Annotated in this window: 13 protein-coding genes; 2 read left to right on the forward strand and 11 right to left on the reverse strand. The window is 62.8% G+C overall.

All coding sequences use genetic code 11. The features are described 5' to 3' along the window. Positions 1-180: 180 nt before the first annotated feature. The 5 genes from PGC08_RS18365 to rpmB form a co-directional block, all read right to left on the reverse strand. Positions 181-2,259 (reverse strand): cytochrome c oxidase assembly protein, encoded by a 2,079-nt coding sequence (locus PGC08_RS18365; protein ID WP_271709110.1) that lies wholly within the window; start codon positions 2,257-2,259, stop codon positions 181-183. A gap of 156 nt (positions 2,260-2,415) precedes the next feature. Continuing rightward, entirely contained in the window at positions 2,416-2,703 is a 288-nt protein-coding gene (locus PGC08_RS18370; RefSeq protein WP_009882243.1) for an HU family DNA-binding protein, read from the reverse strand. A gap of 69 nt (positions 2,704-2,772) precedes the next feature. After that, complete coding sequence (rpsN, locus tag PGC08_RS18375; RefSeq protein ID WP_009882241.1) at positions 2,773-3,078, reverse strand: 30S ribosomal protein S14; 306 nt, start codon at positions 3,076-3,078, stop codon at positions 2,773-2,775. A gap of 6 nt (positions 3,079-3,084) precedes the next feature. Beyond that, positions 3,085-3,252 carry a 50S ribosomal protein L33 gene (gene rpmG / locus PGC08_RS18380; RefSeq protein WP_101571628.1) on the reverse strand — a complete coding sequence of 56 codons (168 nt, stop codon included), beginning with the start codon at positions 3,250-3,252 and terminating at the stop codon, positions 3,085-3,087. Then, a complete protein-coding gene (rpmB, locus tag PGC08_RS18385) occupies positions 3,252-3,488 on the reverse strand; it encodes a 50S ribosomal protein L28 (protein WP_101620527.1) in 237 nt (78 codons plus the stop codon). Before rpmB ends, rpmG begins: the two co-directional genes overlap by 1 nt. 612 nt (positions 3,489-4,100) lie before the next feature. On the opposite strand from rpmB, the gene PGC08_RS18390 reads away from it, so the two are divergent. Beyond that, positions 4,101-5,084, forward strand: a complete 984-nt coding sequence (locus PGC08_RS18390; RefSeq protein ID WP_271709111.1) for a protein kinase — start codon at positions 4,101-4,103, stop codon at positions 5,082-5,084. Positions 5,085-5,321: 237 nt separating this feature from the next. On the opposite strand, the gene PGC08_RS18395 is transcribed toward PGC08_RS18390, so the two are convergent. From PGC08_RS18395 to PGC08_RS18420, 6 genes are all read right to left on the reverse strand, one after another. Further along, a complete protein-coding gene (locus tag PGC08_RS18395; protein ID WP_271709112.1) occupies positions 5,322-6,737 on the reverse strand; it encodes a dihydrolipoamide acetyltransferase family protein in 1,416 nt (471 codons plus the stop codon). A gap of 16 nt (positions 6,738-6,753) precedes the next feature. Further along, positions 6,754-7,731: an alpha-ketoacid dehydrogenase subunit beta gene (locus PGC08_RS18400; RefSeq protein WP_096157744.1), complete on the reverse strand. Its 978-nt coding sequence runs from the start codon at positions 7,729-7,731 to the stop codon at positions 6,754-6,756. Then, entirely contained in the window at positions 7,731-8,885 is a 1,155-nt protein-coding gene (pdhA, locus tag PGC08_RS18405) for a pyruvate dehydrogenase (acetyl-transferring) E1 component subunit alpha (RefSeq protein ID WP_009882234.1), read from the reverse strand. Before pdhA ends, PGC08_RS18400 begins: the two co-directional genes overlap by 1 nt. A 348-nt stretch (positions 8,886-9,233) precedes the next feature. After that, positions 9,234-10,751 (reverse strand): hypothetical protein, encoded by a 1,518-nt coding sequence (locus PGC08_RS18410; protein WP_096159526.1) that lies wholly within the window; start codon positions 10,749-10,751, stop codon positions 9,234-9,236. Beyond that, positions 10,748-11,500, reverse strand: a complete 753-nt coding sequence (locus PGC08_RS18415; protein ID WP_271709113.1) for a hypothetical protein — start codon at positions 11,498-11,500, stop codon at positions 10,748-10,750. The genes PGC08_RS18410 and PGC08_RS18415 overlap by 4 nt, the downstream gene beginning before the upstream one ends. Continuing rightward, positions 11,497-11,748: a hypothetical protein gene (locus PGC08_RS18420; RefSeq protein ID WP_226823884.1), complete on the reverse strand. Its 252-nt coding sequence runs from the start codon at positions 11,746-11,748 to the stop codon at positions 11,497-11,499. The genes PGC08_RS18415 and PGC08_RS18420 overlap by 4 nt, the downstream gene beginning before the upstream one ends. A gap of 222 nt (positions 11,749-11,970) precedes the next feature. Between PGC08_RS18420 and purB the strand changes: the two genes are divergently transcribed. Further along, on the forward strand, positions 11,971-13,404 hold the full coding sequence (gene purB, locus PGC08_RS18425) for an adenylosuccinate lyase (RefSeq protein WP_009882229.1): 1,434 nt from the start codon (positions 11,971-11,973) through the stop codon (positions 13,402-13,404). Positions 13,405-13,411: the final 7 nt, after the last annotated feature.

A 13,411-nucleotide genomic window follows, 5' to 3' on the forward strand; every position in this document is an offset into this window, starting at 1 on the left:
GAGGTGAGCCTGCAAGCCCCTGCAATGCGGCTTCAGGTCCACGCCATCAGCGCGGGTTGTGTGACGCTGTGGATAAATATGATCCATGCAACAGTCTGCGCCATCCGGCAGGCGATTGGGTGCAGAAAGGGCTCGAATCCGGGAATTATCTGTTCACATTCCCGCACACGAGGTGTGCAGTCATCTGCTTCTCTGACCACTGTTCGCGTCGCGCTGGGCCATATTGGCGAGCATGTCGTTGTAGGCGCGAAGTTCCGCGTCATCGGTGCGCGCTTCGCTGCGGTCGATGCGCTTAGCCTCTCGATCCGAGGACTTCGACCATTGGAAGGCCACCATGATTGCAATGAACAGGGTGGGGATTTCGCCGATGCCCCAGGCGATTCCTCCGCCCGTCTGTTGGTCTTCGATCGCCGAATAGCCCCAGTCGGCGCCGATATTGCCGAACCAGTCGGCCTCAATGAGGACTTCGGAGCTCATGATCGAGATCCCGAAGAACGCGTGGAAGGCCATCGTGATCAACAGCATGAGCAGGCGCAGCGGATATCCCGGGCGCTCCACACCGGGATCGATGCCGATGAGGGCCTGCGCGAAGAGATATCCCGCTCCGAGGAAGTGAATGATCATCAGCTCGTGGCCGAGGTGCCATTCGAGCGCGTACTTCATCACGCCCGAGTAGTAGAAGATGACGAGGGAACCGGCGAAATTCACGCTGGCGAAGATCGGGTTCGCGAAGAAGCGCATATACGGGGTGTGGACGAGCCAGAGCACCCACTCGCGGATCCCACGCGAACCGTCCGTGCGAGCTTTCGTTCCACGCATTAGCATCGTGATGGGTGCGCCGAGAACCATCGGCAGGGGCACCACCATGATCAGGAGCATGTGCTGGATCATGTGTCCGGAGAACTGGATCTCACCGTAGACCCTGGCGCCGCCGGAGGTGACGTAGACGAGGAAGATCATGCCGAGCAGCCAGCAGATCAGGCGATGGACCGGCCAGGAATCACCTCGGCGCCGGAGATTGACGAAGCCGACGATGTAGGCCGTGGCCAGACCGACGGCCACGACGACCCACAGCGGGTCCACGGACCATTCGGTGAAGTATCGGGCAAAGCTCGGCGGCGGAGGAAGCGGCTCGCCGGTGAGGATCTCAGCCGGGGACGGGTCACCCACCGGCTCCTGTGAGACCGGTGGCTGGGACCGCGACAGAGCGACCGCGAGACCCATCGTGGCGCCGAAGATGACGAACTCGACGATGATGAGCCGCCAGAATTCCCTGGTCGCCGAGGCTGCGGTGCCCAGACGGCGGATGACGAACTGACGGTGCCAGAACCCGATGAGACCGAGCAGAATCGTCGCGAAGGCCTTCGCCACAATCACCTGTCCGTAGGGAGTCATGAGGTCAGCGAGGCTTTGAACGCGCAACAGCGAGTTCACCACACCGGAGTAGGCAACGAGGGCGAAGGCGATGAGTGCGAACGAGGAATAGCGTTCGATCGTGCTGCGCAACTGGTTGGAGCGGGCAAGGTCCGAGCCCAGGAGGGCGATGACGAAGAGGCCGCCCAGCCAGATCGTGACGCCCAGCAGGTGCAGACCGATACTGTTGACGGCTTGGGTATGTCCGGAGGCTTCAGCGGAGTGTCCCATCAGTGCCAGCGGAATCATCACGCCGACGCCGAGCACGCCTGCCACCGCGATGCCGAGGTAGCTGCGTGTGCCGAAGCACAGGGTCGAGGTGACGGCGATGAGGACGACGATGAGTGTCCAGAGCTGGCCGAAGGCGATCTGGGTCAGGAACACGCCGAGCTGATTGGAGAAGTCCAGATAGGCCTGTGCGCCGACGGTGTCGGCGAAGGTGAGGACAAGGACGGCCACTGCAGAAATCGTCCAGACCACCGATGCCACCTCGGCGATCTTCAGGGCCTTCTCCCAGAGCGCATTGAACGGGAGCTCATCGGTGGTGCCCGACTTCGCGGCTGCGGGACTCGTCTTCCTGTTCCGGCTGCGCCCCTGGGTGCGGGGCAGGATGAGGAGGGCGAACATCAGTGCACCCAGAGTCAGTGCCATCGCAATGTTGAAGACGAATTTCGCTGCCGGCAGACCGAATCGCACGTAGGGGCCGGGGTCGTTGAGGAGTGTTGCCTCCGCCGCTCCGGTGAAGAGCATCGCGGCCAAACCCACACCGAGTCCGCCGATGACGACGAGGGGAACGGCCGCGCGAGACGTGAATCGGGTGACCGAGTCGAAGACTTGAGTGCTCACTGGTGGCAGACCGCCGCTTCATTCATGGTTCAAGGATATCGCCGGAGTCTGAGGCCGAGCCAACTGCGAGGCCCGGACGTGGTCGAGATCTCGGCGAGGAGACAAGAAATGACCCGGACCAACAGGTCCGGGTCATTCCACGCTGATGCGCGAGGCTCAGTTAGGGCTGCCAGCGGCAGCTTTCAGCTTCGAACCAGCGGACAGCTTCACGGAGTAGCCGGCCTTGATCTGGATCTCTTCACCGGTCTGCGGGTTGCGTCCCTTGCGAGCGGCACGTTCGGTGCGCTCGACAGACAGCCATCCGGGGATGGTGAGCTTTTCGCCCTTGCCGACGACGTCTGAGAAGACATCGAAGACACCGTCAAGAACGTCCGAGACCTGCTTCTGGGTCAGTCCGGAATTCTCTGCAACTTCTGCTACGAGCTCACTGCGGTTCTTAGCCATAAAAGTGTCCTCCTTAGGACAAGTCGGTCGGTTACCGGTCCGTTTTTCCGATAACGAACTTCCTCGAGATTACCAGCTTGACTTCGTGATGCCGGGCAACTCGCCGTTATGTGCCATTTCGCGGAAGCGAACACGGGAGAGACCGAACTTGCGGAGGTAGCCGCGTGGACGACCATCCACCTGGTCGCGGTTGCGCACACGCACTGGTGAGGCATCGCGAGGAAGCTTCTGCAGTCCGAGGCGTGCTTCTTCACGCTGCTCGTCGGTGCTGTCTGGGTGTGTCAGCTGGCGCTTGAGCGTCGCACGACGCTCCGCGTAGCGCTCAACAATGACGCGACGCTGCTTGTCGCGTGCGATCTTTGACTTCTTAGCCATATGCGCTCAGCGCTCCTCTCGGAAATCGACGTGCTTGCGAACAATTGGATCGTACTTCTTGAGCACCATGCGATCCGGGTTGTTGCGGCGGTTCTTGCGGGTCACATAGGTGAACCCGGAGCCAGCGGTCGACTTGAGCTTGATGATGGGACGAATGTCCTGTGCTTTAGCCATCAGAGCTTCACTCCCTTGGCAATGAGTTCGCCGACGACGGCGTCAATTCCGCGCACGTCGATAACCTTGATGCCCTTGGCGGACAGGTTAAGCGTGACGCTGCGACGCAGAGACGGAACGAAGTAGCGCTTTTTCTGAATATTCGGGTTGAAACGACGCTTGGTGCGTCGGTTCGAGTGGGACACATTGTGTCCGAAACCAGGGACGGCCCCGGTTACTTGGCAGTTTGCTGCCATGACTCTCCTCCAGTTCACAAGTTACCGACTCTCGAAACAAGCAGGTCTGCGTGGGATCCACGCTCGCTTGCGCCGATGTCGGAAGACATCAACAAATTTTCACGAATGCTGCTCGGCCAGACTGGTGTCCGACCGCTGACCAGGCTGCTGCCCGGCATGAGGCGTTCGCAATGAAAATTGTGTACGCCAAAACAGGTTTGCCCGTTCGGGCGAGATGTCTCACCAGCGCTGAAGCCGTAGCCTGTGAGAGATTGGCCGAAGCTGGAGTGCAGCGGTGGGTGAGCACCATGTCGGCCTTAGCAGATCAATCGGTGATCGAACTGCTACGACACAACAGATAACAATCTTAGAGAGAAACAGGCCTTCAGAGCAAATTCACTGAAACAGTGTCGCAGAACCTCGCTGGACGTGCTGCCGCTGAGGGCCTCAGAACGCACTGCGCCCGGATTCGCGGGCCCAACACCGCTTCCCACCTGACACTCATCCCGCACGCATGTTCGCGCGCACCATCCAGCAGACAACGCATCCTGCTCTGGCTCGTGTTGAACACGTGCCGATGACGTGCCAAGGTAAGAAGATGATTGCCACCACATCTGGCACTCAGGAGGACCGATGAGCGACGTTCCACCGAGGCCGCGAATCCGTCCAGCGACCAGTGATGACTGGCAGAAGGACCAACAGGATCGCGCCAGTCCGACCCCGTCGCCGGGCCACGAGTCCACCCAGAGTGCTGCCGACTTCGATAACTCGACCTATTACGAATACCTCGAGAAGCACACTGGCGACGTACCCGTATCCAAAAGTCGCACGCGCAATGTCTTCGCCCCCGCAGGCGCTTCCCCATTCGAGGAACAACCTCAGAATTCCCCCGGAGCATCACCGACTGGACAACGGGTTAAAACCGCTACGCGCGGGCAGACAGAGGGCCCCGGCCACAAGGGCGACCAGCCCGCACATTCGGGATACGCCGAACACGGCTCTGATGGCCCTGCATCCGGACAGATCCCACTCCAGCCCGCTCCCGCCCCGAAGAAGGGCAACGGGGCCAAGATCACCGTCGTCATCATTGCCATCGTCATGGTTCTCGCGCTGTTGGCATTCTTCGGTATCCGCTGGTTGGCCCCGTCGACGGGAACCGTGCCTGTCGACTTCGGCGCAGACGAGTCCGCATCGCCCTCCCCCTCACCGTCCGAGTCCAAGGTGGAGTCGACACCGAGCCCCCAGGAGGCCCTGTCGACCTACACGAAGGAAGGCACCGCAAAGGCGAATGACCTCGAAGGGCAGTGGGTGACTCAGGTGAGCGCGAAGGACATCGGCCTGGAAGCCGACGGCAAGACATGGTCGGCACAGGACATCGTCAACGAGTTCGAGACCAACCGCGTCAAATACCCTGGCGCAATCCTCATCCACAGCGGTGACTGGGATTCCTATAAGGATGACAACTACTGGGTCACCGTCATCGACACTCCCTACAGCGATCCCGAGCCTGCACTCGATCAGTGCCGCTCCTGGGGGCTGGACCGCGACCACTGCCTGGCGAAGCGTCTGGTCAAGGACGGAAGCCCCACCGACAACAGCGCCTACCTCGACAAGTAGGGCTGCACCCCCTCGATCGCTTCCTGTGACAAGGGCCCGGCACTTGGTGTGCGACAGATACGCCGGCACTGCGCCGAAACATCTATGAAGCGCCTATACAGCCATGAGCATCAAACAGCGGTGGAGCGCCGAAGCACCTGTGTGTACACAGGCGTTTCGACGCTCCACCGCTGTATGGAGGATTGACCCGCTCCACCGGGCAGTAACGCTCAGAACTGCTACTGCTGCTTCAGGCTCTCAGGCCAGCAGCAATGTCGGGTCCTCGAGTCCACGACCGACATCGGCGAGGAACTTCGAGATGATCTCACCGTCGACGACGCGGTGGTCAGCACTCACCGACAGTGTGGTGATGTCACGCGGGACGATCTCATCTCCCACGACCCACGGCTTCTTCCGGATCTGTCCGAAGGCCAGGATCGCGGCTTCCCCTGGGTTGATGATCGGGGTGCCCGCGTCGACGCCGAAGACGCCGACGTTGGTGATCGTGATGGTGCCGCCGGACTGATCGGCCGGAGGCGTCTTGCCCGAACGCGCCAGTGCAGTCAGATCCTGAATGCCCTGTGCCAAGTCGGTCAGGCCCATTGCGTGTGCGCCCTTGATGTTCGGAACGATCAGACCACGCGGCGTGGCTGCAGCGATGCCGAGGTTGACGTACTTCTTGACGGCGATCTCATCGCCTTCGAGGCACGAGTTGATCCGCGGGTTGCGGGCGACGGCCCAGGCCACGGCCTTGGCAACGAGCAGCAGGGGTGAGACCTTGATGTCCTCGCCCAGGAACTTCGTGGACTTCAGCCTGCGCACGAAGGCCATCGTCTCGGTGACATCGACATCGAGGAACTCGGTGACGTGAGGCATCGTGAACGCGGATTCGACCATGGCCTTGGCCATCATCTTCGCCACGCCCTTGAACGGGATCCGTTCTTCGAGTTCGCCGGAGGAACCGGCCCCCGCCGAGGCGGCTGCTGATCCGGCACTCGGGACTGCGGCTGCGGTGGCTGCCGCTCCGGTGCCGCTGGCTGCGGCCTTGACGTCGTCGCGGGTGACCTCGCCACGCGAACCGGTCGGCGCGATGGCCGCCAGGTCGAGGCCGAGGTCCTTCGCGAGCTTGCGCACGGGAGGCTTGGCCAGAGGCTTGCCCGCCGAGGCTGTCGCTGGTGCCGTAGCTTCAGCCGGTGCCGCTGCAGCAGCGGCAGGGGCCGCGGCTGGTGCCGGAGCTTCCTGTGCGGCCGGAGCCTGGCTTGGGTTCGCCGGCGCCGCAACGCCTGCACCCTTGCGAGGTCGACGTTTCGACGGGGCGGCCTTGGCACCGTAGCCGACCAGGGTGGCACCGCCCTCGGCGTCGCCACCACCTTCGGTCGCGGCCTGGGTTTCCCCGACTGCCGGTGCCGAGGCTCCAGCGTTGTCGGTGCCGCCATCTGAGCCGCCGAAGCGGATGATCGGGGTCCCGACCTCGATGGTCTGGCCCTCCTCGACGAGCAGGGCGCCGACCTCACCAGCCTGAGGACTGGGGAGTTCGACCAATGACTTGGCCGTTTCGATCTCGACGAGGATCTGGTTGACGGTGACGGTGTCACCGACGGCGACCTTCCATGACACGATGTCGGCCTCGGTCAGGCCCTCACCGACGTCAGGAAGAGGAAATTCAAAAGACATGTCAGCTCTCCTTGAGTCAGTAGGCCAGTGCCCGGTCGACACCGTCGAAGATGCGATCCAGGTCGGGCAGGTAGTGCTCTTCCATCCGCGAACCGGGGTACGGCGTGTGATAGCCGCCGACCCGGATGACCGGGGCTTCGAGGTTGAAGAAGCAGCGTTCTGACATTCGTGCCGCGATCTCGGAGCCGAGGCCCAGGAACGTCGGCGCCTCGTGGGCGACGACGAGACGACCGGTCTTCTTCACCGATTTCTCGATCGTCGCGAAGTCGATCGGGCTGAGGCTGCGCAGGTCGATGAGTTCGACGCTCTTGCCTTCATCAGCAGCAGCTGCGACAACGTCCTTGGCCGTCGGCACCAGTGGGCCATAGGCCACCAGGGTGACGTCGGTGCCTTCGGAGACGACGCTGGCGTCGTGCATTCCCAGCTCGCCGCGGTTCGCGGTGTCGACGTCGCCGCGCAGCCAGTAGCGGCGCTTGGGTTCGAAGAACATCACCGGGTCGTCGCTCTTGATCGCTTCCTGCACCATCCAGTAGGCGTCATGAGCATTCGACGGTGAGACCAGACGCAGTCCCGCGTGGTGGGCGAAGACGGTTTCCGGGCTCTCGGAGTGGTGTTCGGGTGATCCGATGCCGCCGCCGTAGGGCACGCGGATGACGAGCGGAACTCGTTCCTTGCCCAGGGTGCGGTTGTAGAGCTTGGACACCTGCGTCACGATCTGGTCGTAGGCCGGGAAGATGAAGGCGTCGAACTGGATCTCGATGACCGGGCGGTAGCCGCGGATGGCCATGCCGATCGAGGTGCCCACGATGCCGGATTCGGCCAGCGGCGCATCGATGACCCGCTGCGGACCGAAGTCCTTCTGCAGACCCTCGGTGACGCGGAAGACGCCGCCGAGCTTTCCGATGTCCTCACCGATGAGGACGACCTTCGGGTCGTCCTCCATGGCTTTGCGCATTCCGGCCGTGATGGCCTTTGACAGGGGAAGTTTCTCCATCAGGCCTCACCTGCATCGGCGAACGAGGCCTGGTATGCGAGGAATTCCGCACGTTCCTCGTCGACGAGGGGGTGAGGTTCGGAGGTGACATGGGCGAACATCTCGACGGGGTCGGGATCTTCCATGGTCATGCAGTTGTGGCGGATGCGGGCGGCGAGGGTATCGGCCTCGGCGTCGACCTCGGCGAAGAACTCCGCGCTGGTCTCGGTGTGGTTGTCGAGGTAGGCCTTGAGGCGCTTGAGCGGGTCGCGGTCCTCCCAGATCTCCTCTTCGGCTGCATCACGGTACTTCGTCGGATCATCTGCCGTGGTGTGAGCACCGCGACGGTAGGTGAAGGCCTCGATGAGCATCGGGCCGTTGCCGGCGCGAACGGAATCCAGGCTGGCCCTGGCCACGGCGTACATGGCGATGATGTCGTTGCCGTCGACGCGCAGGCCGGGAACACCGAATCCTTCGCCGCGCTTGCACAGTGGTGCCGCAGTCTGGACGTGGGTGGGCTCAGAGATGGCCCACTGGTTGTTCTGGCAGAAGAACAGCACAGGTGCGTGGAAGGCTCCGGCGAAGGTCAGCGCCTCCGAGACATCGCCCTGCGAGGTGGCTCCGTCGCCGAAGCAGGCGATGGCTGCGGTGTCGCGTTCGAGGTCACCGGTGCCGACGTCGCCGTCCATGGACACGCCCATCGCGTATCCGGTGGCGTGCAGGGTCTGCGAGCCGATGACGATCGTGTACGTGTGGAAACGGTGTTCCTGAGGGTCCCAACCGCCGTGGTCCTGGCCTCGGAACATGCCGAGGAGAGTTTCGGGTTCGACTCCGCGAGTGTAGGCGAGGCCGTGTTCGCGATAGGTGGGGAAGACGAAGTCCTGGGGGCGAGCCGCCCGGCCCATCCCGATCTGAGCTGCTTCCTGACCGAACATCGGCGCCCAGAGGCCGAGCTGTCCTTGGCGCTGCAGGGCCGCACCCTCAGCATCGATGCGACGCACCAGGACCATGTCCCGGTAGAAGCCGCGCAGATCCTCATCGGTGAGTTCTGCTGCGAAGGCGTCATATTCACCGGATTCGACGCGATTGCCGTCTTCGGTGAGCATCTGGATCATCCGAGGTTCCGAAGACTGACTGTGGGCAGTCCCGGTTCCCACTGAAATGTTGGAGGTCATTCCAGTTCTCCTTTGTTCAAGGTCCAAGCGCACCGGAGGTGACCAGTGGTGGACGGTGTCCTTCAGGCAAGGCCTCTGGTGTGAGATCTCGCCTTCGAGTGATGTGATTCACAGGTGATACCACGATACCGAATCCACCGACTGCATGCCACATCGGCAACGTGCGTCGAGCGCCAATTGTTATGGTCGGGTTCAGCCTAGGAGACGAACTCCGCGCGTGTGGTCCACATCCAAAGCCCTCCTTGCCGAATTGTCGATGGTCGCAGAGTTGCTCCAACGTCCGACAAACGCACGTCCGAGCACTTCAGAACCCTCCCTCGCCGAGGTTGTCTCGGCCCTTGGCAGCGTTCACGTTCGTCTGCGTTTGCCCTGGTAGTCCCGTGTCTCCTTGAGGTCACCAGAGAAGAATCCCGAATTCTTCGCGGTGAAACGGTTGAGACCGGCATGTCCGCCCGCGAGCATGAGCCCGATTGAGGCGCTGTAGGCGGCCGAGGAATGTGCGGCTCCGGCGGAGGAGAACAGCTCGTCGAGCTCGGCATCTGTCTTGCCTTTCAGGTTCGGGGCCTGGCGCAGCTGCTCGGGGTCGTAGTCGACGGTGATCGTCGACCAATGGTCGTCGGCCGGATTCTCATTGCCGTCGAGGTCGGGGACCAGATCCTGTTCGTGTTCGATCGAGAGGACATCGATGCCCTCATCGACCGGGAAGTCTGAGATCGGTGCGCCCACGGTGAAGAGCGCAGTGACGTTGACATCGTTAAGGAACGCCGGATCGGCTGCCAGCGAACCGGCGACGATCCCTCCCTGCGAATAGCCGACCAGCATCACCTCGCTGTCAGCTCCGATATTCGCATCGGCGATAGCCTGGCGGACCATCTCTGCCATGACGGTGTCGTTGCCGGCCATCGCCTGCACGTTCGTCGTCAGATCAGTGGTGTTCTCACCGGGCTCGGGCGACCAATCGCTCGTCGCCGGGATGTAGACGATATAGCGGGACGTGCCGTCAGCGTCGGTGATCTCCTCGATCCGGACCTGCCCGGAATCGACGCCGCGGTGACGGTCGGCCTCTCTGCGGTAGAGGTCTTCGATGTCGCGCGGCGGCTCGTCATCGGGCGCCGTGATCCCCTTTGCCTTCCAGACCTCAACGTCGGAGGGCAGCAACAGCCCGAACATGTTCGCACCTCCCAGGACCCAGGCCGTCATCGATGACGAGTCGTGCGGCCACAGCGCATGGTCGCCGTCGGTGGCCAGCACCGTCGGCGGCAACCCCATGAAGCCGACGACGATCCCCGGCAGCACATGCTCGATGACGGCCCCGGAGACATCCGAATTCTCGAACACGAGGGCCACGAAAGCCTCCTTAGCCGCGGCCTTCGTCTGCGCCAGGTCGATGCCGAAGTGTTTGGCCACGACATCGTCGAGACCAGTGACGTCGAGGAGTTTCAGCCCCAGGTAGATCGGCGCTCCGACTGCAATGCCGATGGGAATGAGCGCGGGCAGGCTGATGGCGATGACTCGCCCGGTGACATATCCGAAGTAGTCGAGGAGCCCGCCGAAAGTGTCGCTGATTCCCTTCTCCGCCTGCCGGTAGGCGAGGGCAGCTGCTCTGACGGCGAGGACTGTGGCTTCGAGCTCGATGAGCACGAGCGCTGACTGGTAGTGATAGACGGTCCGGGCGGCATCGAGGTTGATCGCGGTGAGCGGTGAGGGAACCTGCGTCAGAAGCGTGGCCAGGTCGAAGTCGGCGCGCGTACCTTCCACACTCAGGTCACCGATGTGGCCGCAGATTCGCTGCAGTTCGTCGCCGCTGGTGTCTGCTCGATCATCGATCTTCAGCTGCGGACCGCCGGTGGTGCGGGTGTCGATCATGGCTGGATCCCGGTCATCGACGGTCGTGAGAACACCGTTGTCTGCAGTCGAGTCATGGTCGAGGCAAGGAGGAGCCGCACCGCGTTGCCGTCGAGCTTGTGTTCGGCTCCGACTGTGATCGCTCCGCCCTCACGCTTGAGCGTCGGGCGGGACCAGACTCCTTCCACCCGGTGGAGGAACTCCATGCCGGCGACCTTGGATTCGTCGAGGCAGGTCAGGGTGAGCACGCAGTCATTCTCGACCAGTGAACACAGCTCCTCGGTGACCTGAGCGAGGTCCTGAGGCCGGAGGCGTCTGAGAAGTTGGAAGTCAGCGAACTCTTCGAAGCCTTCGCCGTGCAGCACCAGGATCGCCAGGCAGATGTCATCGCACAGGGACGCCTCGAGGTGAGCGGTCTCAACCCCGGAGCTGATGACGATGGTGATCCGCGAGCGGGTGAGGTTGAGCTCCGCGGTGAACCCGGCCAGCCACGCCGTGAGCACGTCGAGTCCGCGCCGCGATGATACCTCGGCAGGCTCACTCAGCATCACGGTCTCTCTGATTGTTGTCGCCGTGACCGCGGAGTTGCCCGACATCACACCCGAGGGGGTGCCCGGGGCTGTCACGGCCGATCGGGCAACGCGGGCACCTGGCATCAGTTCGCGGGGCCAGAGCACCCTCAGACGTTCGGGAAGCCTCATGATGCGTGCCGCGTCGACGGCGAACCACTTGTCCCCCGGCCCGGCACCCAGCTTCGTCCTGTCGCTCATATCTGGATCCGGCCTCCCACCGAGACGACCTGCAGATGCAGGTCATAGGCTTCGGCGAGCTTGTCGGCCCTCTCGGCCAGCGTGTTGATCGAGTCCGAGCACGTCAGAAGACGGTCACTGAGCATCCGTCCCGCCGGAGAGTCCCACCCCTCGACCTGCCGACAGGTCTGCGCCAGACTCCGCAGTTCGTTCGCTCGTCGCCTCCATCCATCCCGGTTGAGTGCCAGCTCATCGGTGATCACTGTCATCCTCCTGTCCGATTCAGCCTTCACCGTACGAACCCGCGTCCGCTGCCGACAGCGCGTTCAAGCACGCTGTGGAAGGACGTTGACCGTCCACAGGAATTCCACGTCGAAGTCAGGGCAGATCCCACCGCCGGACGATCACGAGTCCACCTCGGCTGCCAGCGTTGCTCTGACCACTTGGCGGTCGGTTCCACACCCGCGTGCGGCTCATGAGAAAATGAGGGCATGCCGACCGTTTCGCTTGCTGACATCACACCCGCCATCGCCCTCGGACCGCTTGATGGCCGTTATCGCAAAGACACCGCTGACCTCGTTGATCACCTCTCCGAAGCAGCCCTGAATCGCAACCGGATCACGGTGGAGGTCGAGTGGTTCATCCACTTGGCACAGAACTCCGTGATCGACGGAGTGCGTCGCCTCACCGACGATGAGGTCAGCGGACTGCGCGCCTTTGCCGAGAATTTCGATGCCGATACGATCGCTACGCTCGCCGCCCACGAGGCTGTCACGGTTCACGACGTCAAAGCCGTCGAGTACACAATCAAAGAAGCGCTAGTCGAACTCGGCGCCGACGATCTCAGTGAACTCGTCCACTTCTGCTGCACCTCCGAGGACATCAACAATCTGTCCTGGGCACTGGGCGTCAAGGGCGCCACCGTTGATGTGTGGCTGCCCCGCGCCAAGGCGCTCATCGACTCGCTGGCCGACACCGCCTCGGCGCTGGCAGAGGTCCCGATGCTCTCCCACACCCACGGTCAGCCGGCGACGCCGACGACGATGGGCAAGGAGCTAGCGGTGTTCATCCACCGACTGCGCCGCCAGTACGAACGTGTCGAGGCAAGCGAATTCCTCGGCAAGATCAACGGTGCCACCGGCACCTATTCGGCCCACCTGGCTGCCGTGCCCGGTGCCGACTGGCCCAAGTTGGCCAAGACCTTCGTCGAAGGCAGCCTGGGGCTGACATTCAACCCGCTGACGACGCAGATCGAATCCCACGACTGGGATGCTGAACTCTTCGCAGACATCGCCCGGTTCAACCGCATCGCCCACAACCTGGCGACGGACATGTGGACCTACATCTCGATGAACTACTTCAAGCAGATCCCCGTCGCCGGCGCGACCGGCTCCTCGACGATGCCGCACAAGGTCAATCCGATCCGCTTCGAGAACGCCGAGGCCAATCTCGAGCTCTCGTGCGCTCTGCTCGACTCGCTGGCCTCCACTCTGGTCACGTCCCGGATGCAGCGCGACCTCACCGACTCGACCTCACAACGCAACATCGGCGTCGCCTACGGCCACTCCGTGCTGGCTCTGAACAACCTGGTCAAGGGACTCGAACGGCTCGCCATCAATGAAGAGGCCCTGAACGCCGACCTCAACTCCAACTGGGAGGTTCTCGGCGAAGCGATCCAGTCGGTCATGCGCGCCGCCGGGCTGCAGGGTGTACCCGGAATGGACAACCCCTACGAAACGCTCAAGGAGCTCACTCGCGGAAAACGCATCGATCAGGCCGATCTGCAGACCTTCGTCGCCGGACTCGGACTGCCCGAGGCCGAGACTCAGCTGCTGACCGCGCTGACTCCCGCCACCTACATCGGCGTTGCCGCACAGCTGGCCGAATCAGAGGTCGCCGACTGGAAGGCTCGCTCCCAGAGCTGAGCACGGC

The organism is Brevibacterium sp. BDJS002, assembly GCF_028201555.1.
Lineage (GTDB): Bacteria > Actinomycetota > Actinomycetes > Actinomycetales > Brevibacteriaceae > Brevibacterium > Brevibacterium aurantiacum.